General features: G+C 60.1%; 23 protein-coding genes. 10 read left to right on the forward strand and 13 right to left on the reverse strand.

Going from position 1 to position 26,535, the window contains the following annotated elements; translation table 11 throughout:
* Positions 1 to 76: 76 nt before the first annotated feature.
* Positions 77 to 1,099, forward strand: coding sequence for a ThiF family adenylyltransferase (locus BGC09_RS02700; protein WP_069801859.1), 1,023 nt, complete (start codon positions 77 to 79; stop codon positions 1,097 to 1,099).
* A 138-nt stretch (positions 1,100 to 1,237) separates the two neighbouring features.
* Entirely contained in the window at positions 1,238 to 3,094 is a 1,857-nt protein-coding gene (gene metG, locus BGC09_RS02705; protein WP_141727604.1) for a methionine--tRNA ligase, read from the forward strand.
* A gap of 202 nt (positions 3,095 to 3,296) precedes the next feature.
* On the opposite strand, the gene BGC09_RS02710 is transcribed toward metG, so the two are convergent.
* The 7 genes from BGC09_RS02710 to BGC09_RS02740 all read right to left on the reverse strand — a co-directional run bounded on the left by BGC09_RS02710 (position 3,297) and on the right by BGC09_RS02740 (position 9,105).
* Positions 3,297 to 4,340, reverse strand: a complete 1,044-nt coding sequence (locus tag BGC09_RS02710) for an ROK family protein (protein ID WP_069801863.1) — start codon at positions 4,338 to 4,340, stop codon at positions 3,297 to 3,299.
* A gap of 158 nt (positions 4,341 to 4,498) precedes the next feature.
* Complete coding sequence (locus BGC09_RS02715; RefSeq protein WP_069801865.1) at positions 4,499 to 5,677, reverse strand: tRNA (adenosine(37)-N6)-threonylcarbamoyltransferase complex transferase subunit TsaD; 1,179 nt, start codon at positions 5,675 to 5,677, stop codon at positions 4,499 to 4,501.
* Between the two features lie 249 nt (positions 5,678 to 5,926).
* Positions 5,927 to 6,562, reverse strand: coding sequence for a ribosomal protein S18-alanine N-acetyltransferase (gene rimI / locus BGC09_RS02720; protein WP_218103939.1), 636 nt, complete (start codon positions 6,560 to 6,562; stop codon positions 5,927 to 5,929).
* Complete coding sequence (gene tsaB / locus BGC09_RS02725) at positions 6,546 to 7,379, reverse strand: tRNA (adenosine(37)-N6)-threonylcarbamoyltransferase complex dimerization subunit type 1 TsaB (RefSeq protein WP_069801867.1); 834 nt, start codon at positions 7,377 to 7,379, stop codon at positions 6,546 to 6,548. Before tsaB ends, rimI begins: the two co-directional genes overlap by 17 nt.
* The gene (tsaE, locus tag BGC09_RS02730; protein WP_218103940.1) at positions 7,360 to 7,917 is read right to left on the reverse strand and encodes a tRNA (adenosine(37)-N6)-threonylcarbamoyltransferase complex ATPase subunit type 1 TsaE; all 558 of its coding nucleotides are present in this window, start codon (positions 7,915 to 7,917) and stop codon (positions 7,360 to 7,362) included. Before tsaE ends, tsaB begins: the two co-directional genes overlap by 20 nt.
* 99 nt (positions 7,918 to 8,016) lie before the next feature.
* Complete coding sequence (locus tag BGC09_RS02735) at positions 8,017 to 8,550, reverse strand: zinc ribbon domain-containing protein (RefSeq protein ID WP_069801868.1); 534 nt, start codon at positions 8,548 to 8,550, stop codon at positions 8,017 to 8,019.
* A 126-nt stretch (positions 8,551 to 8,676) separates the two neighbouring features.
* Positions 8,677 to 9,105, reverse strand: coding sequence for a YraN family protein (locus tag BGC09_RS02740; protein WP_069801871.1), 429 nt, complete (start codon positions 9,103 to 9,105; stop codon positions 8,677 to 8,679).
* A gap of 179 nt (positions 9,106 to 9,284) precedes the next feature.
* On the opposite strand from BGC09_RS02740, the gene BGC09_RS02745 reads away from it, so the two are divergent.
* The 6 genes from BGC09_RS02745 (at position 9,285) to BGC09_RS02770 (ending at position 15,701) form a co-directional block, all read left to right on the forward strand.
* Entirely contained in the window at positions 9,285 to 10,052 is a 768-nt protein-coding gene (locus tag BGC09_RS02745; RefSeq protein ID WP_069801873.1) for an alpha/beta fold hydrolase, read from the forward strand.
* 67 nt (positions 10,053 to 10,119) lie between these two features.
* Positions 10,120 to 10,878, forward strand: coding sequence for a YebC/PmpR family DNA-binding transcriptional regulator (locus tag BGC09_RS02750; RefSeq protein ID WP_069801875.1), 759 nt, complete (start codon positions 10,120 to 10,122; stop codon positions 10,876 to 10,878).
* 93 nt (positions 10,879 to 10,971) lie between these two features.
* The gene (ruvC, locus tag BGC09_RS02755) at positions 10,972 to 11,523 is read left to right on the forward strand and encodes a crossover junction endodeoxyribonuclease RuvC (RefSeq protein ID WP_069801877.1); all 552 of its coding nucleotides are present in this window, start codon (positions 10,972 to 10,974) and stop codon (positions 11,521 to 11,523) included.
* Between the two features lie 91 nt (positions 11,524 to 11,614).
* Positions 11,615 to 12,199 carry a Holliday junction branch migration protein RuvA gene (ruvA, locus tag BGC09_RS02760; protein WP_069801879.1) on the forward strand — a complete coding sequence of 195 codons (585 nt, stop codon included), beginning with the start codon at positions 11,615 to 11,617 and terminating at the stop codon, positions 12,197 to 12,199.
* A gap of 64 nt (positions 12,200 to 12,263) precedes the next feature.
* On the forward strand, positions 12,264 to 14,612 hold the full coding sequence (locus tag BGC09_RS02765; RefSeq protein ID WP_069801881.1) for an ABC transporter substrate-binding protein: 2,349 nt from the start codon (positions 12,264 to 12,266) through the stop codon (positions 14,610 to 14,612).
* Between the two features lie 435 nt (positions 14,613 to 15,047).
* Complete coding sequence (locus BGC09_RS02770) at positions 15,048 to 15,701, forward strand: hypothetical protein (RefSeq protein WP_069801883.1); 654 nt, start codon at positions 15,048 to 15,050, stop codon at positions 15,699 to 15,701.
* 206 nt (positions 15,702 to 15,907) lie between these two features.
* On the opposite strand, the gene BGC09_RS02775 is transcribed toward BGC09_RS02770, so the two are convergent.
* Complete coding sequence (locus BGC09_RS02775; protein ID WP_069801885.1) at positions 15,908 to 16,300, reverse strand: hypothetical protein; 393 nt, start codon at positions 16,298 to 16,300, stop codon at positions 15,908 to 15,910.
* Between the two features lie 254 nt (positions 16,301 to 16,554).
* Positions 16,555 to 17,661, reverse strand: a complete 1,107-nt coding sequence (locus tag BGC09_RS02780) for a GGDEF domain-containing response regulator (RefSeq protein WP_069801887.1) — start codon at positions 17,659 to 17,661, stop codon at positions 16,555 to 16,557.
* Positions 17,662 to 18,821: 1,160 nt separating this feature from the next.
* Here BGC09_RS02780 and BGC09_RS02785 point away from each other — a divergent pair.
* A complete protein-coding gene (locus BGC09_RS02785; RefSeq protein ID WP_069801889.1) occupies positions 18,822 to 19,496 on the forward strand; it encodes an alpha/beta hydrolase in 675 nt (224 codons plus the stop codon).
* A 474-nt stretch (positions 19,497 to 19,970) separates the two neighbouring features.
* Positions 19,971 to 21,005, forward strand: coding sequence for a type I phosphomannose isomerase catalytic subunit (locus BGC09_RS02790; RefSeq protein ID WP_069801891.1), 1,035 nt, complete (start codon positions 19,971 to 19,973; stop codon positions 21,003 to 21,005).
* A 125-nt stretch (positions 21,006 to 21,130) separates the two neighbouring features.
* On the opposite strand, the gene BGC09_RS02795 is transcribed toward BGC09_RS02790, so the two are convergent.
* The 4 genes from BGC09_RS02795 to thrB all read right to left on the reverse strand — a co-directional run bounded on the left by BGC09_RS02795 (position 21,131) and on the right by thrB (position 26,508).
* Complete coding sequence (locus BGC09_RS02795) at positions 21,131 to 21,565, reverse strand: hypothetical protein (protein WP_141727606.1); 435 nt, start codon at positions 21,563 to 21,565, stop codon at positions 21,131 to 21,133.
* Between the two features lie 309 nt (positions 21,566 to 21,874).
* Positions 21,875 to 24,031 (reverse strand): glycosyltransferase family 39 protein, encoded by a 2,157-nt coding sequence (locus BGC09_RS02800; protein WP_069801895.1) that lies wholly within the window; start codon positions 24,029 to 24,031, stop codon positions 21,875 to 21,877.
* Entirely contained in the window at positions 24,003 to 25,478 is a 1,476-nt protein-coding gene (gene thrC, locus BGC09_RS02805; RefSeq protein ID WP_218103941.1) for a threonine synthase, read from the reverse strand. The genes BGC09_RS02800 and thrC overlap by 29 nt, the downstream gene beginning before the upstream one ends.
* Positions 25,468 to 26,508, reverse strand: a complete 1,041-nt coding sequence (thrB, locus tag BGC09_RS02810) for a homoserine kinase (protein WP_069801897.1) — start codon at positions 26,506 to 26,508, stop codon at positions 25,468 to 25,470. Before thrB ends, thrC begins: the two co-directional genes overlap by 11 nt.
* Positions 26,509 to 26,535 lie beyond the last annotated feature (27 nt).

A 26,535-nucleotide genomic window follows, 5' to 3' on the forward strand; every position in this document is an offset into this window, starting at 1 on the left:
TGCCGGCGGCCCGGCCTGCTCGGCCTGGCGCTGTCGGGCAGCTATAGGATGCCCCGTTCTGGGGAGGCCTCTTCTGATGGTAGCTTTCGAGCGCTACTCGCGACAGACTCTCTTCGGTCCTATTGGCCGCCAGGGTCAGGAACGCCTGCTTGCTTCCTCCGTGGCCATTGTCGGCTGCGGAGCGCTCGGCACGATGCTCGCCAACCACCTCTGCCGCGCTGGTATCGGCCAGGTGATCATCGTCGACCGCGATTACGTTGAGCTGAGCAATCTACAACGCCAGATTCTCTTTGACGAAGACGACGTCCAGGCTCATCTACCCAAGGCGGTGGCCGCAGCCAGGAAGCTGGAACGCATCAACAGCGAAGTCAGGGTCGAAGCTCTGGTTGCCGACCTCGATATCGAGGAGGTCGAGTCGCTGGTCCAGCGCGTCGATCTGGTGCTGGATGCTACCGATAACTTCGAGACGCGCTATCTGCTCAACGATGCCTGTGTGAAGCATCAACGGCCCTGGATCTACAGCGGAGTGATTGCTGCCCACGGGGTGACGATGAACATTCTCCCAGGCGAGACCGCCTGTTTGCGCTGCGTCTTTCCCGAGATGCCCCCTCCTGGCAGTACACCAACCTGCGACACCGCCGGAGTGCTCAATGGGATCGTGAGTATGATTAGTGGCATTGCTGCGACCGAGGCCCTCAAGATCCTCCTTCAGAGTCCTCTGATCAGCCGGGCCTTGCTGGTGGCCGATCTCTGGGAAAATACTTTTGAGCGTCTGGAGCTGCCTCGTCAGAACGATTGCCCAGCCTGTGCCCTCGGGCGCTTCGATTTCTTAAACGCCTCCATCCAGAGCAGGACAACCGCCCTCTGTGGGCGCAATGCCGTCCAGGTACGCAGCAGTCGCCGTGAAGCTTCTGTCGATCTGACAGCTCTGGCCCAGCGTCTAGAGGCACTCGCTCCTGTCCAGCACAATGCCTACTTGCTGCGCTTCACGATCGATGGCTACGAGATGACGGTGTTTTCCGACGGGCGCGCGATCATCAAAGGCACCGACAACGAACAAGTTGCCCGCTCACTCTACGCTCGCTATATCGGCATGTGACCGATCCCGCGCCAGCCTGGCGCAACCCAGCCCGCGGGAGAGCGCCAGGTGGCCCAGCGGGGTGGCAGGCAGATAGGCAGGCAAGCAGGTCCGGCCCCCGCCGCACAGGGTCTTGTTCCTCTCTCACTCTATGCTATAATGAGGCTCAATCCGCCTGGTGGTCTCTTCACTTCATCATCTGTTAGCGTCTCTTTGAGAGACACGGCTATCAACAGCACCAGCAACCAAGCTACCAAGTATACAAGCAACAAGCAAGCAATTCAAAAAGGGGACACAACAGCTGACCTCCATCAGCAAGCAAGGGAGTCGTCTTCTATGGCTGAGTATATTCTGGTCTGCGTGGCCTGGCCCTACGCCAAAACGTCGACCCACGTGGGGCAGATCGCCGGCGCTTATCTGCCCGCCGATACCTTTGCGCGCTACCATCGCCTGGCCGGCAACCATGTGTTAATGATTTCAGGCAGCGATGAGCATGGCACGCCGATTCTGGTCGAAGCCGAGCGTCAGGGCATCCCGCCGCGCGAATTTGTCTCCTACTACCATCGCCAGATCTGTGAGGTCTGGGAGCGTTTGGGTATCTCCTGGGATCTCTATACGGAAACGGGCACGGAGAATCATTATCGCATTACGCAGGATTTCTTTCTGACGCTCTATCAGAAGGGCTATGTCTATAAAGATACCATGCAGTCGCCCTACTGCCCAACAGATCGCCGCTTTCTGCCCGATCGCTATGTTGAGGGGACCTGTCCCCATTGTGGCTATCCCCAGGCGCGCGGCGACCAGTGCGACAATTGCGGGCGAGTACTTGATCCCGTTGACCTGATCCAGCCCCATTGCCGTCTCTGTGGCAGCAGAGAGCAGCCGCTGGAGATCCGCGATACCGAGCATTTCTTTCTTGATCTACCCAAGCTTCAGGAGCCGATTCTGCAGTGGCTCTCTGAGGACAAGGAGCATTGGCGCCCCAACGTCTACGCCTTCACGATGAACTGGCTGAAGGAGGGGCTGCGCCCGCGCGCGATCACGCGCGATCTTGATTGGGGGGTGCCCATTCCTCTGGAGGGCTACGATGAAAAGCGCATCTATGTCTGGTTCGACGCGGTGATTGGCTACTTCTCAGCTACTGTGGAGTGGGCACAGCGCAGCGGCGACCCCGATGCCTGGAAGCAGTGGTGGATTCCCGGCCTGGCCGATCCTCCAGTGAAAGCCTACTACTTTATTGGTAAGGACAATATTCCCTTCCACACGATTATCTGGCCAGCCATGCTGATGGGCTATGGCAACCGCAATCTACCCTACGATGTTCCGGCCAACGAGTTCATGACGATGCGCGGCAGCAAAGCATCGAGCAGCCGGGGCAATGTGGTCTGGACCAAGGATGTGCTCGACCTCTATGGGGCTGATCCTCTACGCTACTACCTGTCGGCCACCGCCCCCGAAGGACGTGACACCGATTTTACCTTCGAGGAACTGGTACGACGCAACAACGATGAACTGGTCGCCACCTATGGCAACGCTGTCCATCGCACTCTGACCTTTGTCCAGAGCCGCTTTGGCGGGACAGTTCCTACCCCCGGGGTACTGAGCGCCGCTGATGAGGCAATGCTGAGGGAGGTCGAGAAGGGCTTTCAGCGGGTCGGCGAGCTGATCAGCCGCTGCCGCTTTAAGGATGGGCTACAGGCAGCGATGGCCGTGGCCCATGTGGCTAACCGCTACCTCGATGAGCAGGCGCCCTGGAAGCGCATCAAGGAGGACCGCGAGGCCGCCGGAACAACGCTCTACGTGATGCTGCAGGTGCTGAGCGGTCTGCGCTTGTTACTCTATCCTTACCTGCCCTTCTCTTCGCAGAAGCTGCATGGCTACCTCGGCTTCGAGGGCGATGTCAGCAGCTCCCGCTGGCAGCTTGAGACGGTACCCGCCGGTAGGCGGCTTCCGCCACCTCAGCCACTCTTTGCTAAGCTGGAGGAGCCTGCGGACCTCTCCCCCGTCCAGCAGTAAGCCATCGCCGCAGGAGAGAGAATAGCCCGCCGCTCTGCCTGGACAGCAGGAGGCCCAGCCAGGGAGCAGGAAAGAGAGCAAGCCAGTCAGCAGGGGAAAAGCGTTCGTTCTACGATCCAACAACATGGATGGGGAGAGTTTCCTCTTCTCTCCAGTACCAGACCAGCCAGGCGGAGGAGGAGACGCTCCGCCTGGCTGATCCTTATTCCTCCACCGCCGGCTCTCCGCTCTCACGGAGACGGTAGCCCGCCACTTCCGCCGCCAGGCAGGCGGCCCCCACGACACCCGAGAAGTCGCCCAAGCGGGTACGTACGATGGGCGTCTGGCGGGCAGGAAGGGACAGCGCCACGGTGCGCGCACGCCGCACGGCACGCTCAAAGAGCAGGTCAACGGCCTCGATGACGCCTCCTCCCAGGATAATGGCCTCGGGATTGTAAAAATTGATGATCGAAGCCAGGCCATACCCCAGGTAGTCCGCGGCCTCGCTGACAACTTCGATCACCAGCTCATCGTTTTGCTGGATCGCGCTGGCCAGCAATCCCGAGCGGATGATAGTTTCGCCTCCTTTGAGCTGGAGCAGGGCCTCGTCGGCCAGTACGGATTTGCGGCCATGATGGATCTCAGCCAGAATAGCCCGCGTGATGGCTGTGCGTGAGGCGTAGGCCTCCAGGCAGCCACGCGCGCCACAGCTACAGATGCGTCCGCTGGCCTCCACCGTGATATGGCCAATCTCGCCAGCGGTGCCGGAGAGACCCGTATAGAGCCGCCCGTTTTGAAGAATCCCCGCCCCAATGCCGGTGCCGATAAAGACGCAGACAAAGTTCTTGTAGGTGCGTCCAGCCCCGTGGAGATACTCGCCAAGAGCAGCGACCTCCACATCATTGCCAACAGCCACCGGACGCTCAAATTCGGCGCTGAGCAGGGCCGCCACTGGCATATCGCGCACGCCGAGATTGGGCGCCTCCAGAATCACGCCGGCCTGACGATCAATCTGGCCAGCGGCGCCGATGCCTACCGCGAGCAGCTCGCGCCCGTTGCGCAGATCAGCGGCCTCGAGAGCGGCGTGGGCTACCTCCACCACCCGGCGGGCGACGAAGTCTTGCCCTCGTTCCGCTTTTGTACGCTTGCGCGCTGAGGCGATCACTGCGCCAGTAGAGACATCGATGACTGCCGCCAGCGTCTTGGTGCCCCCCAGGTCGATGCCAAGAGCATAGGTTGCCGGATGCCCCGCGTGATTCTTGGCCATAGTTCTCTCCTCAATACAAACAGAACGGCAGCCACAGGCGACACAGCCTGTTTCATACCGCTCGCTCATCGGACATGTGAGCGTGGGACGACCCTTTGAACAGAGCCTGTTGACCGCTCCCGCTCCACGCTCGTCTGCTCCCGTCCCTCTGCTCTCCCCTACGCCTGTCGAAAGGGCAGGCTTAAGTTCGGCTCTACGTCCAGATCAAGATCATGCCGCTCGCCGCGCAGGAGATGGAAGAAGGCCGCAGCAGCTACCATTGCCGCATTGTCCGTACAAAATTCGATCGGCGGATACTGCAGCCGGACCCCCAGCGGCGTTAGCTCTTCCTCCAGACGTGCGCGCAAGGCAACATTGGCCGCCACGCCACCGGCCAGCAGAACCTGCCGTACGTGATACTCCTGGGCCGCCATGCGCGTCTTGACTGCCAAGACGTCGACGATGGCTTCCTGGAAGCCTGCCGCCAGCAGGCCAATATGGACTTGCCCCCGTCTGGCGGCTTCGCTACCCATCGTAGTGTAGCGACTCACCTGGCGCCCTCCACTGGGCAGCGGACGATCAGGCTGTTGATCCGCCACCAGTCCTTCAGCCAGGTGAAGCATGGCGGTTTTCAGCCCGCTGAAGCTGAAGTCATAGGTTCCTCGCAGCCAGGCCCGCGGCAGCCGATAAGGATTGCGCACCGGCAGGCGCTGCTGACGGAGCTCCTCTTCCGCCAGGCGCGCGGCCTGCTGAATGGCTGGACCACCGGGGTAGCCAAGTCCCAGGATGCGCGCCACCTTATCAAAGGCTTCTCCCGCTGCATCATCGCGCGTCCGCCCCAGCAGGAGATAGTCGGTATGGTCGCGCATGAGAACCAGCTCGCTATGAGCGCCGGAAACAACCAGACAGATCAGGGGGAAGAGCGGATCACCAGGCAGATAGGCGCCTTCCGTCTCGCTCGCGTCAGTCTGGAGGTCAGTGTCTGACGCCTGGCGCAGCCAGTTGGCGTAGATATGGGCCTCCAGATGGTTGACCCCCAGAAAGGGCAATTCACGGGCCAGGGCCAGGGTCTTACCTACCGTTAGGCCAACGAGCAGCGAGCCGGCCAGGCCGGGACCATAGGTAGCAGCTACAGCATCGATATCTTCCCAGCAACAGTGAGCCTCCTGGAGAGCGGTCTCGATGACCGGCAAGACAGCAGCCAGCTGCTGTCGCGAGGCGACCTCGGGCACCACTCCCCCGTAGCGCTCATGAATCTCTGTCTGCGAGGCAACCACATTAGCCAGTACGTAGCGGCCATCTTTGATAATGGCCGCCCCAGTCTCATCACAAGAGCTTTCGATTCCCAGAACGAGCATAGTTCACCCCCTCTCTCTCAAAGCTGCATAGCTGGAAGGGACCTCTCACTGACTAACATCGGGCGCCCCGTTCCCCTGTCCAGCAGCACGGCGGGAGCAAGCTGGCCAAAAGCGGTTGAGGGACACTAGACGCCCGAGGCCACCGGCTCCTGCTCTCTCCCTATCATCACCAGCCCACACCCACCAGGATAGGAGCAGCAGCCATTGTCGGAGGCTAGACCGGTTGGATGGGGGCAGAGCACTCTTCTCTTAGCCCTGAGCTTCCAGCTTCCGCAGCAATGCAGCCTTCTGCTCCTGAAACTTCTGGCGATAGGCTGGGCTGTGGATCTCGTCGGTCCACATGATCAGGGCATCCTCTTGATTATCGCTATAGTAGCGGTGGCGCAGGCCAGCCTCGCGGAAGCCGTACTTACGATAGAGATTTTGCGCAACGTAGTTGGAGACACGGACCTCAAGCGTGACCCATCTGGCGCCGATAGTATAAGCAATATCGATCAGGCTGACGAGCAAGAACTCTCCGAGTCCCTGACGACGATAGTCAGGATGCAAGGCAATCGTAGTGATATGCGCCTCGTCGACCATGAGCCATAGCCCGGCAAAGCCAATGATAGAGGCAAGCTGCGGCGAGGATGTCGCCGTCGACGAGCGGCCCGGCAACAGCGACAGAGGGAAGAAGCGCCTGGGCTTCTCAGCCTCAGAGGTAGAAGGCTCCACGTGCTCCTCTATAAGCTTTTTGTCGCGCAGGACAATATAGTGAGCCCAGCGGTTATCTTGCAGTTCCTTGCGATAGGCACTAGGAGGCCAGGTCGATGGATAGGCCAGACGCTCGATCTCAATCACCCGAGGCACGTCTGACAACGTCATGCGTTCAATGATGTAACGCACGTTCTTCCCTCTCTGTCTCGCTTTGAGGTAGTGAGCGCGGCTGATCCACCGCGTTCAGCAGCGGTTGCTTACGCGCGCTGGCCGTAATGGCAGGAGGGCGCAAGTAGAGCGGCTCCAGGCGCAAAGGATCATCGCCCTCGCCACGCAAGAGGCGAGGCCAGGCAAGCGCAGCCAGAGTAGTAGCCCTTCTGGTGGCCAGCAACGGCTCAGCGAAGGCACACTCCGGCAGAGAGGAGCGCAGAGTCGCACAGGTGGCCGCTTTCAGTTCCCCACAGAAGAGAAAAGGAGGAAGCTCGCGCCGGCCTGGCACCGCCAGGGACGTAGCAGCCAGCTCTTTGAGATAGGCCACGAGCTGCTGGGGAGGCAGCAGGACATAGTCACCAAGTCGCTGCAGATCCTGCGTAAGTCGCCCCTGCTCATCCTGGCCCTCCGTACTGAGATAGCAGGCGGCATACAGTTCGGAGCGCCCTGCCTCCAGTACAGCGCAGATCGGCCCTGACCAGCGGCGCTGCTGAGCAGCGATGATATCCAGAGTGCCCACCCCAACCAGCGGCTTCTCCAGAGCGAAGGCCAGGCTACGAGCCGTGGCCACCGCTACCCGCACGCCATTGAAGGAGCCTGGGCCCAAAGCTACCGCCAGGGCAGAGAGATCCGCCGGACGCCAGTTTCGGCTGCTCAGTAATCGGCGGATCGCCGGCAACAGCTCAACGCTGTGATTGTTCTCGACAAGCCAGGTCTCCTCTGCGTAGAGGGTCTCCTCTGAGCAAAGGGCCAGACTGGCCTGGCGCGTGGAGGAATCAATTGCCAAGAGCAGCATAGGTATTTTTCTGGAATTGTTGTAGCAGCTCACAATAATACGATCCGACGGCCTCGAAGAGGAGCGCCCGCTTCGTCTCGCTGAGCAACTTCAGACGGATGCGGAGATACTCGCCAGACCAGAGCGTTGGGGCCTTATCAGCCCACTCCACTACACAGACGCCTGCCGGGTGAGAAAAGTAATCTTCGAAGCCCAGATCGAGTATCTCTTCAGGATGCTCCAGGCGATAGAGATCAAAATGATAGAGCGCCAAACCTCTGGAGTGTGCTGCCTGCCCTTCTCCGCGCCCACGTGGTTGGCCACGGTACTCCTTCAGGAGTGTAAATGTGGGGCTGCTGACCACCTCAGTAATACCCAGGCCCTGAGCCAGACCTTGCGTAAAGGTGGTCTTCCCCGTTCCCAGTTGGCCAGCCAGCAGGATAAGCTCGCCACCGCGCAGCAGCTCGCCTAAGCGGATACCCAGCCGCTGGGTTTGGGCCGCACTATGGCTGATCACATCAAGAGTACAGCTCACCTCGTCTTGAGAAGCACCAGTCACGCCGTCTTCCTTCTCCCCTGCTATAGCCGCGGCTCAAGTATCTCTTGAGCCTTTCCAGAGAGCCTCAAATTATTATAACACAGTCCTCCCTGCTTCGCCTCAGCCGATTTTCTTCCCACAGTTAGAGCAATAGAGCGCCCGCACCCGGACGGGTTGGCCACAGTGAGGGCAAGGGACCTTATCCGCTGCCCGCGAGGTCCCACTGCCACCAGCGCCAGCACTGGCCCTAGTCATTCCTGGGGCGCCTCCCACGGTCGGCGCCTGCTGCGTCGTCGGGGCCGTGGGAGTCACCGGTGGCGGCGTATAGTCGCGCGGGGGCTGCGGAGCAAACTGCTCCGGCTGATAGGTCTCATTTTTGATCTCCTGAAGCTGTTGCTCTCGATTGCTCAAGTCGGCATCCAGCTCCTGAATACTGGCACAGATGCGCGCTAATTGTGGTTGAGACAGCGCCCCCTGCTGATACAGGGTCATAGCCGCTGTGGCAAGCTCTTCCAGCAGAAGCTGACGCTGCTTGAGCAGCTGATCAATCTCCCCCTGCTTATTCCGAATACGCAGCTGTTTCTGGGCTTCCCAGGTAGTACGGCTGACAGCTGCCGAGACAAGATGTTTTGCTGACTCAACAAAGTCCGCCATCGTTGGTGCTCCTTCCCTTGAGTTGGTCTGGTGAGCTGGGAACGCTGGGCCTTCTTCTCTACTCTCCTGATCGTTAGCGCGTCAGATGCGCCAGGCTGCTATCAGGAGATCCAGCACAGGGTGCCGCTAGGTCTCTTCCTCCACAGCGCCGCGATAGACACGCACGGCTTCCAGTCGGCCCACGCGGTTGAGCTGGATGGCCACCACATCAATGCGCCAGGGGCGCCCGTAGGCCTCGTGCTGCTCAAGATAGTAAGAGGCTACCTCAATTAACTTGCGTCGCTTGCGCGGCGTCAGCGCCTCTTCAGGACGGCCCCAGTTGCTGCCGCGGCGGGTCTTCACCTCAACAAAGACCAGCTCCTCGCCATCGCTGGCGACAAGGTCGACCTCTCCGGCCCGGCAGCGAAAGTTACGCTCGTGAATATGATAGCCCCGCTGATGCAGGGTAAGAGCAGCAAGACGCTCGCCAGCCCGACCGAGCGCACGTTGTCTGCTGGCCCTGGTCAGGCCCTCTTGTCCCTGCCCTTCAGACTCCTCGTGATCTGTACCATTCATGAGAGTAATACGCCATCCCCACACTCAATGTTGTATGCTTCCTATGAGGGCATCGCTGAGCTAGCAGCGCTCTTGCCGTCTCTGCAAGGATAGCCTAAGACAGTGGCCAGATGCAAGCAGACAAGGAGCGTCCCTGAAGACGACACTGAAGAACATACAGAAGAGGAGCAAGCCAAGAGATGGATCATCAACCGATTGTCTTTCTCCACGGCGCAGGAGGGAGCGCCCGCAGCTGGAGCGCTCTGCTGGAGTATCTCGGCTCGTATCCCGCCATTGCCATTGACCTGCCAGGGCACGGCCAGCGCGCGGATACGCTAGCGGCAGAAGTGAGCGTGAGCGACTACGCCCAGGCCGCCTGGCAGATCATCAGCAAGGAACTACAGCTTCAGAGGCCGATCGTTGCCGGGCACTCGATGGGAGGAGCCATTGCTCTGACCCTGGCCCTGGAGCATGGTCAGGAGCTGTCAGGATTGATCTTGATCGGAACGGGCGCCCGCCTGCGCGTACGAGCCGATCTGCTGGAAGCCACGCGAACAGGCTCCCCTGAGGCGCTGCAGGCGCTGTCCACCTGGAGTCTGGTCCCAACCAGCAGCGAGAGCCAGCGCACCCACTTCCAACAAGAGCTAGCCAGTGGCGCAGCTCAGCTTTACCGCGATCTATTGGCCTGCCATACATTCGATTGCATGGCCCGCCTGGGAGAGATCCAGCTCCCGACCCTGATCGTCGTAGGCGCAGAAGACCAGATGACTCCTGTGAAGTACAGCCAGTATCTTCACGACCATATCGCGGGGTCCACGCTGCAGATCATTCCTGCCGCTGGTCACGCCTTGATGCAAGAGCGACCGAAGGAACTGGCTCGCGTCATTGCTGCCTGGCTGGCAGCAGCCCCCTCGACGCCTTCCCCTGGTTCATGCTACAATACAGCCAGTGGTTTCCCTCACGAATAATAGAGCAAGCAGGGCAGCAACGGCCCTTCTTCATACAGAGCATTTGCGATAAATAGGGGGCAACGGTATGTCAGGCCATTCGAAATGGGCACAGATTCGCCGAGCTAAAAGCGTGAACGATGCGCGCAGAGGACAACTGTTCACGCGCCTCGGGCGCGAGATCGCAGTTGCTGTGCGCGAAGGAGGAAGCGGAGATCCCGCTGCCAATCCGCGTCTGCGCATGGCCATTCAGCGCGCACGCGACGCCAACATGCCGATGGAGAACATTGAGCGCACCATCAAGCGGGCACTTGGCGGCGCAGAGGGCAGCAACCTTGAAGAAGTGACCTACGAAGGCTACGGTCCCGGCGGGACAGCGATCCTCATTGAGGCGATGACCGAAAACCGCAACCGCACGGTCGCGGAGATTCGCAACGCTTTCAGCCGCAACGGCGGGAGCCTGGGCGAGACAGGAAGCGTCTCCTGGCTCTTTGAGCCGCGTGGGGTCATTGAGGTGGCCCTCGACGGGCACGACCCCGATGAGGTCTCATTGGAGGCCATCGATCTGGGAGCCGAAGACGCGGAACCATCAGCAGAGGACGAGGTCTTGACGGTCTACACGACCCCGGCCAACCTGGAGAAGGTGCGCCAGGCCCTCCAGGAGAAGGATTACAAGATTCTGAAAGCTGAGAGCACAATGGTTCCCAAGACTCGGGTTGAGCTGCGTGATGCCAGAACTGCTCATCAGCTGATGCGGCTTGTCGAGAAGCTGGAGGATCTGGACGACGTCCAGAACGTCTATTCCAATGCCGATATTCCTGACGAACTGGTGGCCTCCTATGAGTAGGGCGGGGGATGGCGGCAAACCAGGGATCAGAGCGACCCTTGTGGCCGCTCTGTCCTCCCACCGGAAGCACAGCGAGGAAGGCGGCATATCCTTATGACTCAGAAGGCTCCGCCGCGGCGGGTCGCCCTGGGCATCGATCCAGGAACGGCAATTGTCGGATATGCTGTCGTAGCGGCCCAGGGCGACAGGCTCAGCTTACTCGCCTGCGATGTCATCACCACGCCCGCCGGTATGCCCTTACCTCAACGTCTCCAGCAAATCTATGAGCGCTTGGGGGAGATCATTAGCACTCACCAGCCGGCGGAGGCTGCAATGGAGGAGCTTTTTTTTGCCAAAAACGCTCGCACGGCGATGATGGTCGGCCAGGCCCGCGGTGTGGCCATGCTGGCCCTGGCAAACCACGGGCTGCCCATTGCAGAGTATACGCCACGCCAGGTGAAACAAGCGGTCACCGGCTACGGTAGCGCAGACAAGGCCCAGGTCGGGGAGATGGTGCGCATTTTGCTCAACCTGCGCTCCGTTCCTCGCCCCGATGATGCCGCAGATGCAGCAGCTATTGCCATCTGTCACCTCCATAGTTCCCACCTGATCAGAGCCAGCCTCCTTTCCGAGGACTTCCACCCCTCAGAATCAGGAGGATGGTAATCATTCCCCAAAAAGTCAGCAACCGTTACTCAGATCACGCCAGTGGCGTTACTTCCTATACGACAGCAGAGGGAGAGATAGGCAGGCAGGGATGATTGCGAGCATTCATGGCATTCTTGAAGCACAGCGCGAGGACCATTTGATCATCCGCGTGGGAGGCTTCGGGCTACGTGTCTTTGTGCCAGCCTCAACACGCACTCGCTTCAGTACGCCCGGCAGCGAAATCTCGCTCTATACTCACCTGCACGTCCGTGAGGACGGCCTGGCGCTCTACGGCTTCGCTGAGGAGGCTGAGCGCGATATGTTCGAGCTGTTGATCGGTGTCAGTGGCGTCGGTCCCAAGGTGGCTTTGGCACTGCTCTCGGTGCTCGATGCGCCCACCTTCTACCGCGCGATCGCCCAAGAGGATGTTCAGCAGTTGGCCCGCGCCCCCGGCGTGGGCAAGAAGCTTGCCGGTCGTCTGGTGCTGGAGCTGAAGGGCAAGGTCCCGGCAGTGGCCCCAGGCACAACCTCCGCCGGTGGTATCCGGCGCTCCGAGGTATTGGAAGCCCTGGTCGGTTTGGGCTACAGTCCTGCTGCCGCCCAGGCGGCCATCGCTCGCCTGCCCCAGGATCAGAATCTGTCGCTGGAAGAGCAAATCACCCTGGCCCTGCGCTCCCTCGCCCGCGAACTCTGATCTGACTGACGGTCGTTGTAGCAGGTAGGATTCGCAGAAAACGCCTATTTTCTGGAGGATGCTGATGGCAACGGACGAATTGCTGCCGCCAGCATGTGCTTTCGCTGTCTCTGTCCTGGCCGAGTACGAGCAGGACCCCGAGGCCGTGCCCGAGGAGGCTGTCGAGGCTGCCCGACAGCATATGGCCTCTTGCCCACGTTGCAAGGAAGCCTCGGCAGCGAGTAGCCCCAAGCGCAAGAAAAAGAAGGTACGGCGCATCTCCCCGGCGGAGTCTCTGGCCGCCTCGGCGGGCGATGAGGCGGCAGTTGCTGCCCCAGCCCTGGCTGGCGCCGAACCGTTCCAGGTGGCTCCCCCCGTCTCGCAGCCACCCACCGCGCCAGGCTTCTCTTCTCCCCCATCCGGCTCCGAGACACAGGAGCAGACAATCCGTATTGCGCCTCCCTCGGCTGGCGATGGCCTGATCGACTGCCAGCAGTGCCGTCAACTACTACCCGAGTACGCCGAGGCGATGGACAGCGGGCAGAATGTGGCCTTGCTCTATCCCGAGGTTCAGGCCCACTTGCTCGTCTGCGACACCGGCTGTCTGGTTTTGCTCGACCTCTTCCGCCAGGAGGCCAAGGCCAATCGCAAGTATCGACGCCGCCCGGTGCGTGACCCGTTCCGCGTGATGTGGTGGCAGATGAGCGGCTTTTTCCGCGGTGGATTAGTACCGGTCTCCCCGCGCGCTTTGGCCTTCGGGACCTTGATCCTGATTTTGTTGCTGACCTCCCTGACCGCGTTCCTGGCGATTCGCTGGGATGACGCCCGCTACTACCATCCCCCCAATACGCATCTGTTGCCAACACCGGACGGTATCGGGCTAAGCGATGGGCTGAAGATCTTCGATGCCTGTAACGCCGCAGGCTACCAGGACAAGCGCCAGGCCGCCCAGGCGATGCAGGCGGGCAATAGCAAGAAGGCCGAGGCTCTGCTCTCGGCAGCCGTGGAGATCAGCGATACGACGGGCTGCAACAGCGCCGAGGCTGCCATTTATCGAGAGGACCTGCGGGTGCGCCTCTCGGGCCACCCCTATGGCATTATTGTGGTGAGCTTCGATAGCGGCCCCGGTGTAGCCGATCCCCAGGGCGGCACCGATCGCCATATTCTCTATGCCGCCTATACCCAGGAGTTGGTGGGAGCCTATATCAGCCAGGAGCAGTACAATAGCGCGCAGATGAAGGTTCCTGGCGCACCTTTGCTGTACCTGGTACTGGCGAACACAACCGGCGAGGAGGAGGGCGCGCTGCAAATCGCCAATGCCGTGGCGACCCTGAACGCCAAAGGGAACTTCGCAGACTTCGGCCTGCAGGTAACCGGACGTCCACCTATCCTGGCGGTACTGGGGCTGGCGCCAAGCCGCTTGACCGAGGTGGTGCTGCCAGTGCTCTGTCGCGCCGGTGTCCCTTTGCTCGCTCCGACCGCTTCGGGCCTCTTTATCATTGACTTGCTCTCCCAGACCTCGCTCTATCGCCACTGCACTCCCGGTTTCGCCTTTATTCGCTTCTCGGCGGACGATTCGGCTCAGAGTCGCGCCGGAGCCGACTACGCCTACAACGAGCTGGGCGCTCGCAATGTGGCAATCTTCTATGACCCGAGCAATCCTTCTTCCAGCAGCTCGGCCCGCTATTTTAGCCAGTCCTTCACCGCTCATCGGCATACACGCATCGTGGCTCAGGAGACCGCGGTGGCCAGTGGTCTGCTCGATGCTAATGGACGCCCCCAGGCCTCGCGCGATGACTTGCTGGCTGGCCTCAAGGATGCTCTGCAGGCTCAGCCCCGGCCCGATTTAATTTTTGCTCCGCTGCTCTCTAACGATGTCATGACCCTGGCTGAGGCCATTGCCCAGCTCCCGCGCGATCAGCAGCCGATTCTGCTGATCGGTGGCGAGTTTGTCCAGCCAACGGCTATCCAGAAGCTGGTACCCTGGGTGCGTCAAAACCAGTTCACACTGCCTCGTATTTATGTGACAGTCAGTAGCGCTGCTCGTCCCCCTAGTGGAGATAGTCCCTGGCCCAAGCAGTTCTACGCCGCTTTCTGCACGCTCTTTGCTTCACCAGGGAGCTTCTGCAGTGGAGCAGCGGCTCTGGATCAGGGCGCTCTGCTCTTCGGCGATGCGGTGGAGCTGGTGACTTTGAGCCTTGGCCAGAACCAGCAGTCCGGGCAACAGGCTCAGAGCAGCCAGGGACAGGCTCAGGCAACTCCCAGCTTCCCGACGCCAGCTCAGCTCGTGCAGCGTATCAGTAACCAGAGCTTCAATGGGGTGAGCGGCCCTATCGCCCTGCGCTTGTGGAATAATGTCCTGATAACCAGCACACGCGCCGCGCCGGCGATTCTGGAACTGCAACAGGATGGCAGCATCCAGATCGCTCAGTAGCGACGAGTAAAGCAGGCAGGCCAGGCAGAGGGTCTTGGTTGGTTGGCCCTCTCCCCACAGCCAGCGCTGCCAGGTAAGAGAGTACAGGGGCGGCAAGCAAACCTCAGCTGACTACGCTGGGGTCGCCGCCCCCTCTCTCTGCGTTCTCCTCTTCCGGCCTGACTATGGACCTTCTACCTGGAGGAGACTAAGAGAGCCTGGCACGCCAGCCAGCTAGCTAGCTAGCCAGCACAGCACAGCAGCGTAGAGCAGACCTCGACCAGCTATGGCGCTGCTTGCACTTGCCCCTTCGCCACGCGGTCGCTCCGATAAGATGGGTGAGCAGAGCGCCATCAGCCTGGAAGCACTGAAGAGAAGATAGCGAGGAAGAGGAAGAGCAAGAGGAGGAAAGCCAAAGAGCCAAACAAGAGCTTAGGAGAAGTGGGGAGCTGAGTAATGGAGCTACTCATTGTAACGCTGGCGCATATCAGGCCAGCCTACGAAATTGACGCTCAGACGCAAGTGCGGCAAGTAACCGACGCTCTGCGTCCAACCCCCGGCTTGCTGGGCGTACGCAGTTACACCAGCCGCGACAGGCGCTATCACCTGCTGCTCACCACCTGGGAGAATGAGGAGGTCTGGCAAAAGGTGCGCGATCGCTGCAGCCCCGCCCGCCTGCTACAGGAGATGGCAGGCGCTCAGCTCATGGACACCCCAGAGCAGTGGGCCATGCGCTCTATCTGGGGCTATGTACGCCCGGCAGTGACTCCTACTCTGGCCGTGGCACTGCTGGCACGGGTCCAACCAGAGCAGGCTGAGGCAATCGAGCAGCGCTGGCTAGAAAGCCTCCACCGTCAGGCGGCAGAACTGCTGATGGCCTCGGCTTTTCTGGCACGCGGGGAGGAAGAGAGCAGGACGCGAGCCGGAGGAGATAGGGAGGACGCCAGTCGAGAGCCAGCCTATCGCTGGGGAACAGTCTTCCTCAATTTTCTCACCTGGGCGAGCGAGATCGAGCAGGAGGAGTTCTATACTCAGCCAGGCTACCAGAACTTCAGCTTGCAGCTGCACCAGGCGGCTCTCATCCAGATGCTGGCCCTGGAGCAGCCCTGATGCCTCTCTCTGGTCCTTTTCTTGCAGTCACTCCGTTTAGCAAGGGGAGGAGAGAGCCAGGACAGGACCAGGGCCACACCTGAAGCACCAGGCCCTGCCGCTAATCAGAGGCGAGGCCGTCGGCGCTGGCTCGCGTCCGCGACCTGGCCCGGCCCGACAGTGACTAATGGCTTCCTCCCGACCGCGGCCCACGAGGAGAGAACTCCTCAGTCACTGGAGCTTTCGGCCACCGGCCTGGCATAGTACTTCTGAAGCTCAGACCAGAGCAGGGCACGATCCCGCCACATGGCAGGCGTAAAGATGTGATACTCCCCATCACAGAGGGGAACCTGGCTGGGACAGATACGGTGAGGCGTCAAGCGGAAGCGGATGGTATCCTCAACCACTTCCACCCAAATATGACGTCCCGTATACCCCGAACCCCATTTGAGGAGCACGAGCGTATCGTATTCTTCAAAGCGCCCTCTCCCCTTGAGCAACTCGCGATCGAGGCGGCGCAAGAGCGAGGGAAGATCGCTCTCCCGCATAATGCGCCGCGCGTTTTCACGGCGCGCTTGACGCTGAGCATCTGCGTCAAAGAACTCTTCCGACAGACTCATAGTAGAAGCACTCAGCCGTCCTTTCTTCTCCTGAAGAGCAGCGGATGATGAGCACGAGACGCCTCTCTGCCCTTCTGTGGCTCACTCAGCATGGGCAGCTCCGACTCCGAACCATCAAAGATCTGCTCCTCTATCGCCCCTCAGCGAGCCAGGGCTCATGATCCTTCGAAGAAAACAGAGCCCCAAGAGGAGGCAGCGGCCAGAAGCGGAAGAGAGCATCAGCCAGTCAGCTATAGTGTTCTTTCCGCTCCTTCCTAGGGCCGCAGACGCAGCTCATAGTCGCTGCGCGCCTCCTCGCCGCTGAAAGCATGAACCAGCTCACGCCTGCTCAGCTCCCACTCCCAGCTGAGAGTCGAGAAAGGAAGAACGGCGGCACTGACAGCACTGGCCGGGAGAGGGAGAGCAGAGGCAAGGGGCTGATCAACGAAACAGTCAGCGACGTCGCGAGATGACGAGATGTAATAAATATTATCACTGGAGCGCTTCGCGTTGCGCTTGGCTTCGGCGACCAGATAGCTGATTTCCTGCAGGCTGTGAGTCAGATAAGGCTGGTTGTTGACGATGCCAATCGAGAGCGAGACGAGCGGGAACTGATAAGGACGCCCTTTGCGGTCCACGCCGCTGATCGTCCCACGCTTGAGGTCTTCAGGCCGATAGAACGGTTGGCTCAGCTCTTTGTAGGCCGCAATGATGCGGCAACTGAGCAGGCGAGCCCGGTCAGGCGTGGTGACCACGACAAAGTCATCGCCCCCAACATGGCCCACGAAATCTTCTAGATTGCCATATTCACAGACCACGCGACGGCAGATGCGTCCTACCAGACGGATCATCTCATTGCCAGCAAGGAAACCATAGGTATCATTGAAGGCTTTAAAATTATCGAGGTCGAGGTAGAGGAGGCTCCACGGCTCCTGGCTAGCAAGCCTGCACTTGATAGTCATTTCAACCTGGAGCGCCCCAGGAAGGTCGATGAGCCTCGATAACATCACCTGCTGCACATGTCGCAACTGCGTGCGCACACGCTCCAGAAACTCTTCGGCGTCAAAGGGAGTGGCGATATAATCATCTACTCCCATGCGGAACGCACGCACCTTAGCACCGGGGTCGCTTGCGGCACTAACGACAATGATAGGAATATACATGGTCCGCGCATGCGTGCGCAGGCGCTGAATGAACCGCTCGCCATCACTGTCTGAGCCTGTCATATTGAGAATGACAAGCTGAGGCATTTTGCGCAGCGCAAACTGGACAGCATCCTCGCCGTGAAGGACAGTGAGCGTATGATCTCCATCACTTTCCAGATGTTTCTGAAGGATGCGAGAGATCAGACTGTTGTCCTCGACGACCAATACATTGCCCATAAGTGCTCCTGCCTCTACGCTTCACTAGCACAACGAAAGCACATTTTACCTTTCACACCTGATCCTCACAGGAACAAAAACAGCCCTATGTGATAAGGTGTGACAGAGGTGCAGAGGTATCTGTGTAAGAAACCTCCAGGTTCGCTGCCCGGGGTGAGCATGAGTGCTTCCTCTGCGCACACCAACCTGCTCACCGCCTTTTTTCTCCAGGCAGGATCGGTTGTCACAAATCATAGACCCTGGCCACTGACGACCCCTGACGATAGGGCAAACGAGCAGCTCCCTGGGCACAGGGCGAGGACTAGGATTAGAACTAGAGCTAGAACTCATGCACCGCCACCGCTATCTCTGCTCCCCTCTTCGATAAGGCAGCGCGCATGAGCAAGAGCACAGAGCAAACAGAGCAAATAACGTAGAGTTGCAAATGTTTTCCCCTCTACTCCACCGCCCATAAAGCCAGCCAACGTAGCGACTTTGAGCACGGACGGAAGCCTCCCCACCACCGGTGCGCGGCGGCTTCTCGTTTTCCTCGGCCTGGCCATCAGATCCTGGAGCCCTGTGGAGCTGGACCCGCGTTGCTCCTCACGAGTCCTGGCAACAGCACCATACCTGCTTGCCCCATCATATTAAACGCTAGCACATAAAGCAAGCAGTGTCAACACATCAGAGATGAATTTTTCATCATCCACCTGAGCACGAGAAAGTTCAACATTTGTCTGCACGATCCAGTGTAATATCCCTAGATGGATCTGCAAAGAAAGTTCTACCAAATGTTCTTGTCACGTTATACAGAAGACGATGGAAGGCTATTCCTTCTACCAACAAGTGTCACGATGTCCTCGTAGCCTGGCCTGTCTGATTGTCAGTCACAGGCTCTGGAGTGCCGACGCCGCCAACTCAGCCGCTTCTGCTTCCTGATCAGGCGGGTTCTTACAGATCGCACTCTGCGCCTGGCTCAGCAGAACACGACTCGGCCTGCTCAATGAGGTCGCTTGAGAGAAGAAGCGAGGAGCTGGGCTGAGGGCAAACGAACGAGCCACGAGACCCCTCGTTGAGAGAGGATTTCCAGGTTTTGCAGTTGACGTGCCGCCCGGCCTGCGCTAAGATAAAAGCGCCCATTCAGGCGCGAGAAACATCTAGCCAGTCTTGAAGGGGAGCCTATGGCCATATCCTCCGCACCGACCGAGCGCAGCGTGGTTTTCCCCAGCAAGGGACAGCCTTCTTTCATGCTAGAGGGCATTCTCCATTATCCCGGCCAGGCTCGTCAGGCCCCCGCCGCTGTGCTTTGCCATCCTCAGCCAGCCAGTAGCGATATGCAGGATGTACTGACGTTGCTCCTGGCACGCCGCCTGGCCGAACAAGGTCTGATCGCCCTGCGTTTCAATTTCCGTGGCGTTGGCCGTAGCCAGGGACAACAGACCGATGGTCGCTTAGAGCCGCTGGATCTGGCTGGCGCTATCGACTTTGTTTTGGCTCAGCCTGGGGTCAATCCCGCTAAGCTCTGTGTGATTGGTCACGCCTTCGGCGCCTATATCGCGTTGCAGTATGCCCCCTACGATCCGCGCATCCGCACAGTGGTGGCAATTAGCCTGCCACTCTTCCGAGCCATCGGCGGCTTACCTCGCCAGTTTGAACGCCCCAAGCTCTTTGTGACCGGCGAGTTCGACGAGGTCTGTCCGCTCTATAAGCTGGAGCCCTTCGTTGAGCAGCAGAAAGGCCCCAAGGGCATCAAGGTGATCACCGGGGCTCGCCACCTGATGCGCGGCTACGAGGAGCCAGCAATTGAGGCGATTACGCGCTACTTGCTGCGCTGGGCCGAGATGCCCGATATTTGATTTGAGCCAGAGAGCTAAGTAAGCAGGCGCTCCTCTCCTTCTCTACCTCTCTTCTTCATCGCTCCGGCGGTCTCTGACAGGAGAGCCAGAAAGGAGTGGCTGGCAATGCCTGACTGTGCTCGCTCTTGGGCCTGATGCACTCCAATCCCAGCGCTAGCCCCAACTCGCAGGCAGGCCCGGCAGGCTCGTCAGGCCCTATTTCGACCTTGACAGCTCCTGACGAGGGTGCTACCCTTGACAGCAGATGCGCTATCGATCGGTCACCAAAGATGCCAGGCACTGGTGGTCAGACCCTGTCTCGTTTGCTCACAGCTGTGAGAGCCTCTGCTGCCAGGCCCCTTCGTTGCTGATCTCAACTGCGCTTGCCCGCGGACCAGCTGCGGTTTTGACCGTGGTCCGGCTCCGGCTGCCAGGACGTCGCGAGAGCAGCCGTTAGCTGTCAGCTATGACGATGTTAGAGGAGGAGTTTACGCTGTGGAGAGCGTTCACCCGATCCTCCTGGAAGCTTCGCTCCATGAGACAATTTGGGGAGGGCGGCGCCTGGAAGAGGATGGTTGGAAAAAGCTGCCTCCGGCGAAGCTAATCGGTGAAGCCTGGGAGACTGAGGTGAAGACGCTGGCCCAGAATCCGCCCTACACTGGGAACACGCTGGGTCAGCTGGTGACAGAGCTTGGGCCTTCTCTCCTCGGCCCCCAGGCGGGGGCAATCTTTGGTCCACGCTTCCCCCTTCTGGCCAAGTTCATTGACGCTCATCAGAAGCTGTCTGTGCAGGTGCATCCCGATGATCTTTACGCCGCTCAGTATGAGGGCGGAAAGCTCGGCAAAACGGAATGCTGGTATATTCTGGCCGCGGAGCCTGGCGCGACCATTGTCCACGGCTTTGCCACCCTCACCAGCCGTGCCGAGGTGGCTGCGGCTATCGAGCAGGTAACGCTAGAGCAACTTCTTCATGAAGAGCCTGTTCAGGCCGGCGATGTCATTTTTGTTCCAGCAGGAACGGTGCACGCCATCGGTGCAGGTATCCTGCTCTACGAACTCCAGGAATATTCTGATATCACCTACCGCATGTATGACTATGGGCGCCTGACCGCCGAAGGAAAGCCCCGCGAGCTACACGTTGAGCGCGCGCTGGACGTGGCCCATTACGGGCCTTCGGCACGGATTAAGGTTCGCCCGGTAACCCTGGCTGGCGGACCGGGGTACGAGGAGCGTTGTCTGGTTGCCTGTCGCTACTTTGTGATGCGCGAGCTGGCGCTTAAGGGAGAGGCTCGCGATCAGACGATGGGAAGCTGCCAGATCCTGTCATCGCTGGGAGCCGAAGCAACAATCCACTATGGCCCCTCGCTGCAGCAGCGCCTGAGCTTTGGGCGCGGTCAAAGCCTCGTGCTACCCGCTGCTCTTGGTCCTTACTCTCTTGAGGGTCATGGGCTGCTCTTGCGCTCCTACGTGCCCGCTCCCGATGACGCGGCCTGGCTGGCCTGGAAAGAGGCTAATCCTGAGCTGGCCTGAGCGAGAGGCAGAGACAGCGAAACCGCTCGCTGATCACCTCACCGGGCCCCTCCTCAGTAAAGAGAACCTGGTCGGGTCTAGCCAAGCTGACCAGGTTCGACTCTGGCCCCCCATAGACCAGGCCCCTAGTTAGCTCCGGGCCGGCTTTCTCGCTCACGCCGCTTCTCATCCAGGTAAACAATGGTGCCCTCAACGACACGCGGTTCGCCGCCTGTCTCGCCTTCACCAGGTCGAGAGGGGGAATCATCCTCGACAAAGCCTAACTCGCGCTGGAGTTGCTCGACAGTGGCCAGCACCTGCGCCACCCCGCGGAGCAGCTCAACAACTTTGAGAACAGCGAAGAGGGCCACCCAGAGCACTAGCCCAAGCAGTAGAGTGATGCCTCCTCCAATCAGGCCGTTGAGGAGGCTTTCATAGATGACACCAGCGAGTAGGGGGAACCAGTAGAAGCGAACCACTACCCGGAGCAGCCAGTAGAGGAACCAGAAGACCGCCTTGATGGGGTCCGCTGGCATCTCCCAGGGCGGTATCCATTGGAAACGGCGATTCTTTCTTTCCATGTTTGCGGTGCCAGGCACGCTGCTGTTCCGTCCCGTCTTTGTTTCTTCCCCCCTTTCGCCTAACTCGGCGCTGCTCCGGTCTCCGCTTAGCGAACAGCGCGGGCGGGCAGTTCAGCAGTGCCTCCGTCAAGGATAAGTGTCGCTACTCTTTTGCTGACACCATTGTAACAGCCAGAAGGCAGCAGCGCCAGGGCTTTGCTACTGAGCCAGCCCCTCAGTAGACCCAGTACGTTTGCCGCCTCCCGGCCCCTCTGGCCCCGCCACAAGTGTGCAGGCTTCCTGCCCAGGACCTCAGCAGGCCCTCGCTGATCACCCTCCAATTCCGCTACTCACCGACAGTGGAAATTGGGTTAGTCCTTCCACTGTCTGCAGCAGATGCAAATTTATCTCTTTCGATATAGAGGTCTCTAGATGCAGCGGACCATAATTTGGCATATAAAAGACAGTGCGGTAGGACCAGATACGTAGCAGTAGGCTGCTGGGAATCGGTTCCATATCAGCCAGGCTGAAGGTCACGAGGAGCCTCTCCCCCGCCTGTAAGCGGTTAAAAGTACAGGTCGTTGCGAGGCTTTGAGACGACGAGGCCCCAGCAGTGGCCACGAAGCGATAGGCATAGGTCGTATTGAGGACAGGCTGTGCCTCTTGCATGACTCGCCAGGGTGAGACAAGCCAGGTGGTAGTCTGAGAGCGCTCGGTCAGAGTGAGGGGCACAGCCTGCGATGAGAGTGCCTCTAGTGCGCCAAGCCTCCAAGGAGCAGCCTGGACAGAAGTGGCTCCTTGCGTCTCAGGTTCGATCACATAGAGAGAGAAGGGTAGGCCCCCTGGGCGCGGTAATCTGCTTACCAGCGTGGCATGCGTAAAACGCTCCAATAGAGCCGTAACCCAGGAATCGTAAGGCCCCACGAGCATGACCGTACGCTCCGTGGGCAGGAGCAGACAGTGGGCATCAAAGAGAGAGACCGGCGTCTGCATCTGGCGGCTGAGGAAGAAGAGAGCCGTGCGGGTGGCGTCATCTACCGTGATATAGGCCCGCGAGAGATGCTCGCGCTGGGCGAGCTGATCAGTAGCAGCCAGAGCCTGCTGGAGCGAGGCCAGATCATTATGGTACGGATAGGGCTGGAACGCGCGATCATCAAAGTGCCCTTCCAGAGCATCGAGGACACTGACAGCCGAGGCCAGACTTTGAGCAACCACTAGCAGCCCCACCAGAAGATAGCCGGCCAGACGCAGACGCTGCAGCCAGCCCTCGCGCTGATACAGCCACTGGCAGCCCCGTGCCACCACGATGCCAATCAAGAGAAATGGCCCCGGCATCAAGAGCAGCAAATACTGAGTGTGTAGTTCTCCTCCATAGCGCAAGAAGACCAGAAGAGGGAAAAGTTGCCAGAGAAGCAAAATCAGCGCTCCACAACGCTGGCCATCCGAGCGCAAGCTCTCCCAAGCTTGACGCAGCCGTGGCCACCAGCGGCCAGGCTCCGCCGCTCCCTGCGACTCCGCCTGCTCGGCAGCCGGGCCAGCCTGTCGGCGCACAAGCACGACCAGCAGCCACAGGGCGGCCAGGATCAGCAGGGCAGGCATCGCCAGCTTGAGCCAAGAGAAAAGGCGGTGGAGTGGCAAGAGGATTGCATCGCTACGATGAGGAAGCTGATCATATGGAATGATGAAAAGGCGATAGATACGCAGAGCTTGAAGAGAGAGGCCGCCGGCCTGATGATTAGAGAAACTAAGAGTAGAGCGTAGATCATGCAGGCCAGAGACGAGCAGCCAGAGCAACGATGGAGTAAAAACAAGCAGCAGGGCCAGGAGAGCGAAAAGGGCATCGCGCCAACGCACAGTCTGGGGAGCGAGCACCAGGCAGAGCAGCAGCGGAGCCGCCAGCAAAAGATTGACCTCATGGGCCTGGTAGAGGAGGGCCAACCAGAGCACAGCCCACGCGAACCACCCCTGCCGCCGTGCTACCACGCCGCGGAAGAGCGCCAGCAGAAAGAGCACAACAAAAGGAGCGGCTATATTGGGCTGCCAGATAAAACGAGCATACTTCACTGGCAATACGGCAGAAGCGTAGAGAAAGGAGCCAGTTACAGCTGCCAGGCGGCCATAGTAGCGGTACAAGAAGAAATAGGTTAACAGGACAGCCAGGACATTAAGCAGGGCCACAAGCACAGCGGCCCAGAGCGGGTTAGCGCTCAAGGCCGCAGGCAGCATGAACAAATAGACCACGCCGGGCGGATGCTGGGCCCCGATCGAGCCAGTATTGCTAGTGACCGGGAGCAGGCCCTGATGGACAGCATCGTAGGCCATCCGAAAGAGCGTGGCCTGATCGTCATCAAACTCGGTCCGATTGAGACCGTAGAGCCGCAAGGCCGATGCGAGGAGCAGCAGGCCCGGGACTTCCGGCTTCAACAGCCACGACCACGACTCCCAGAGGCGCCGCCGCTCAGAGCCTCCCTGGTGCTGTGAAACCATCCTTCCCTGATGATGGGCTGGTAAGGGGGCCAAGCGCATCAAGTGTCCTCCTGACACTGGCGAGATCAGGGTCAATAATGACCGTCTCGGCGCGCGGGACACCGGTCTGATGATCTTTGAGCAAATTGCCGGTGAGGATAGCAACCACGCGCTCATTTGGCTTGATTATACCAGCCCTGACAAGCTTGCGAATGCCGGCCAGAGTTGCCGCAGAGGCAGGCTCACAGCCAATACCCGCGCGGTCAATAACGGCCTTCGCTTCTAGGATTTCTGGGTCACTGACCTCCTCAACGAGGCCCGCACACTCCTCGATCACCAGGCGAGCACGGGCGTAACTGACTGGATTTCCGATCTTAATTGCGCTCGCCACCGTCTGAGCCCGGACCGCATGTCGACGGGCGAAGCTCTCGCGGTAGCTCAGGTAGAAGGGGTTCGCACCGGCAGCCTGGATAGCGGCCAGACGCGGCAGGCGGCTGATCAGACCCAGATCGCGCGCCTGACGGAAGGCCTTGCCCAGAGCCGAGGTATTCCCCAGATTGCCGGCGGGCAGAACCAGCCAGTCGGGGGCCTGCCAGTCGAGTTGCTGCAGCAATTCAAAGGCAATCGCCTTCTGGCCTTCGATGCGGAAAGGGTTGAGCGAATTGAGTAGATAGATGCCCAGCTCATCGCAGACCTGCTCAACGAGCTGCATGGCGGCATCGAAGTCGCCATTAATCTGCACCATGTGCGCCCCATAGGCCAGCGTCTGCGATAGCTTGCCGCCTGCAACCTGACCAGCGGGCAGAAAGACCAGCGCCTGCAGGCCCGCCAGCGCGGCATAGGAGGCCAGCGAAGCCGAGGTATTGCCAGTTGAAGCGCAGGCAACGGCTCGCGCCCCCATCAGGCGCGCCATCGTCACACCCACCACCATTCCGCGGTCTTTGAAACTCCCTGTAGGATTCTCTCCCTCATGCTTGAGGTAGAGCTGGGCCAGGCCAGCATAGTCTCCGATGCGCCGCAGGCCAGGGCAGGCCTGGGTCTCCTGCTGCTGATCACTGCCCACTGCGTACAACCTGGTATTGCCCTCCGCTCGCGAGAGAACGGCCTCTTCAGGGACTGGCAGAATCAGCTCGCGATAGCGCCAGACACCACTGCGCCGCGAAACAGCAGCGCCTGGCGCACCTGGCACGAGTGCAGCCCGCTCCGCGAAGAGCCGCCGCCAGGCGGCAGCCTCATCATGCTCCTGCGGAGAGGTCCCGGCCTGAAAGACGAGCGACGTTGGCAAGTGGAGAGGGATCTCGACGTCGAGCACCTCTCCACAATCGCAGCGATAGCGCGCCGCCCGCCCCGGCTCCAGCACGGGATAGAGCGCCTGGCAGGCCACACAGCGCAGGCGCACCTCCTCCAGCGCCTGGCGGACAGAGAAGGTGAGCTGGATCTCCTCCTGACGATCAACGCTAGCGTCCAAGCGGCCCCTCCTTTACCGGTCGGGCAGGCGACCAGCAGAATTGATCTTCATAGTAACGAGCGCGCGGACGGCGCACTCGCTGATGGCGAGGGTTGATCACCCGCGCCCCATGCTTATCGGCCCGCAGGATCATACCGGTTCCTTCCACGCCGCGGGCACGCGCAGCCTCCTGCATCGCGCGCAGAATCTCCTGGAAGCGCGAACTTGCAAGAGCAATTAAAGAAGAACCGCCGCCAGAAAGACAGGCACCGTGGGCCCCGGCAGCCACCGCAGCCTGAATAATATCGGGCATGGCAGGAAAGAGCGCTTGCCGATAGGGCTGGTGCAGGCGATCCTGCATTGCCTCGCCGATCAACTCATAGCGCCCCGCCTGCAGAGCCGAGAGGAGCAGCGCCACACGCCCAGTATTGAAGGTCACATCATCCTTGGGATAGCTGGGGGGAAGCAGCCTGCGCCCAGCCAGCGTATCCATTGAGAACGAGGGAGTAAAGATGACCGCCTTCAGGGCATCCGGGAAGGGAGTCCTGACCGCATGAATCTTGCCGTCCTTGACCGTGGCCGCCACCAGCCCGCCCAGGAGGGCCGGGGCCACATTGTCAGGATGCCTTCCCTGTTCGCTGGCCACCGCCAACTCCAACACCTCCTGCTCAGAGAGCGTCAGACCCCGCAGACGCAGAAATTCGCTGGCCGCCACCACACCACCCACGGCAGCAGTGGCACTGCTACCCAGTCCAGCCCCTGGCGGAATGTGAATCAGCATACGAATGCGTACCGCCGGCGGCTCTATTCCTTTAGCAGCAAAGACCGAGGAAAAAGCGCGGAAGAAGAGATTTTCAGGACCTGTGGGAAGACCTGCCCCCAGACTCCCTTCGATCTGGATGACAGGACGCTGCGGATCATTACCACTCGCTACAACCTCAAAGCGGTTGTAAAGCTTTAAAGCCAGACCTAGGCTATCGAAACCCGGCCCCAGGTTAGCCGAGGTGGCCGGTACGAGCACAGTGAAAGCGACAGGAAATACCGGTGCCATCGCCACGGGCCTCCTGTCTTTCAGCTG

Source organism: Thermogemmatispora onikobensis (assembly GCF_001748285.1).
Classification (GTDB): Bacteria; Chloroflexota; Ktedonobacteria; order Ktedonobacterales; family Ktedonobacteraceae; genus Thermogemmatispora; species Thermogemmatispora onikobensis.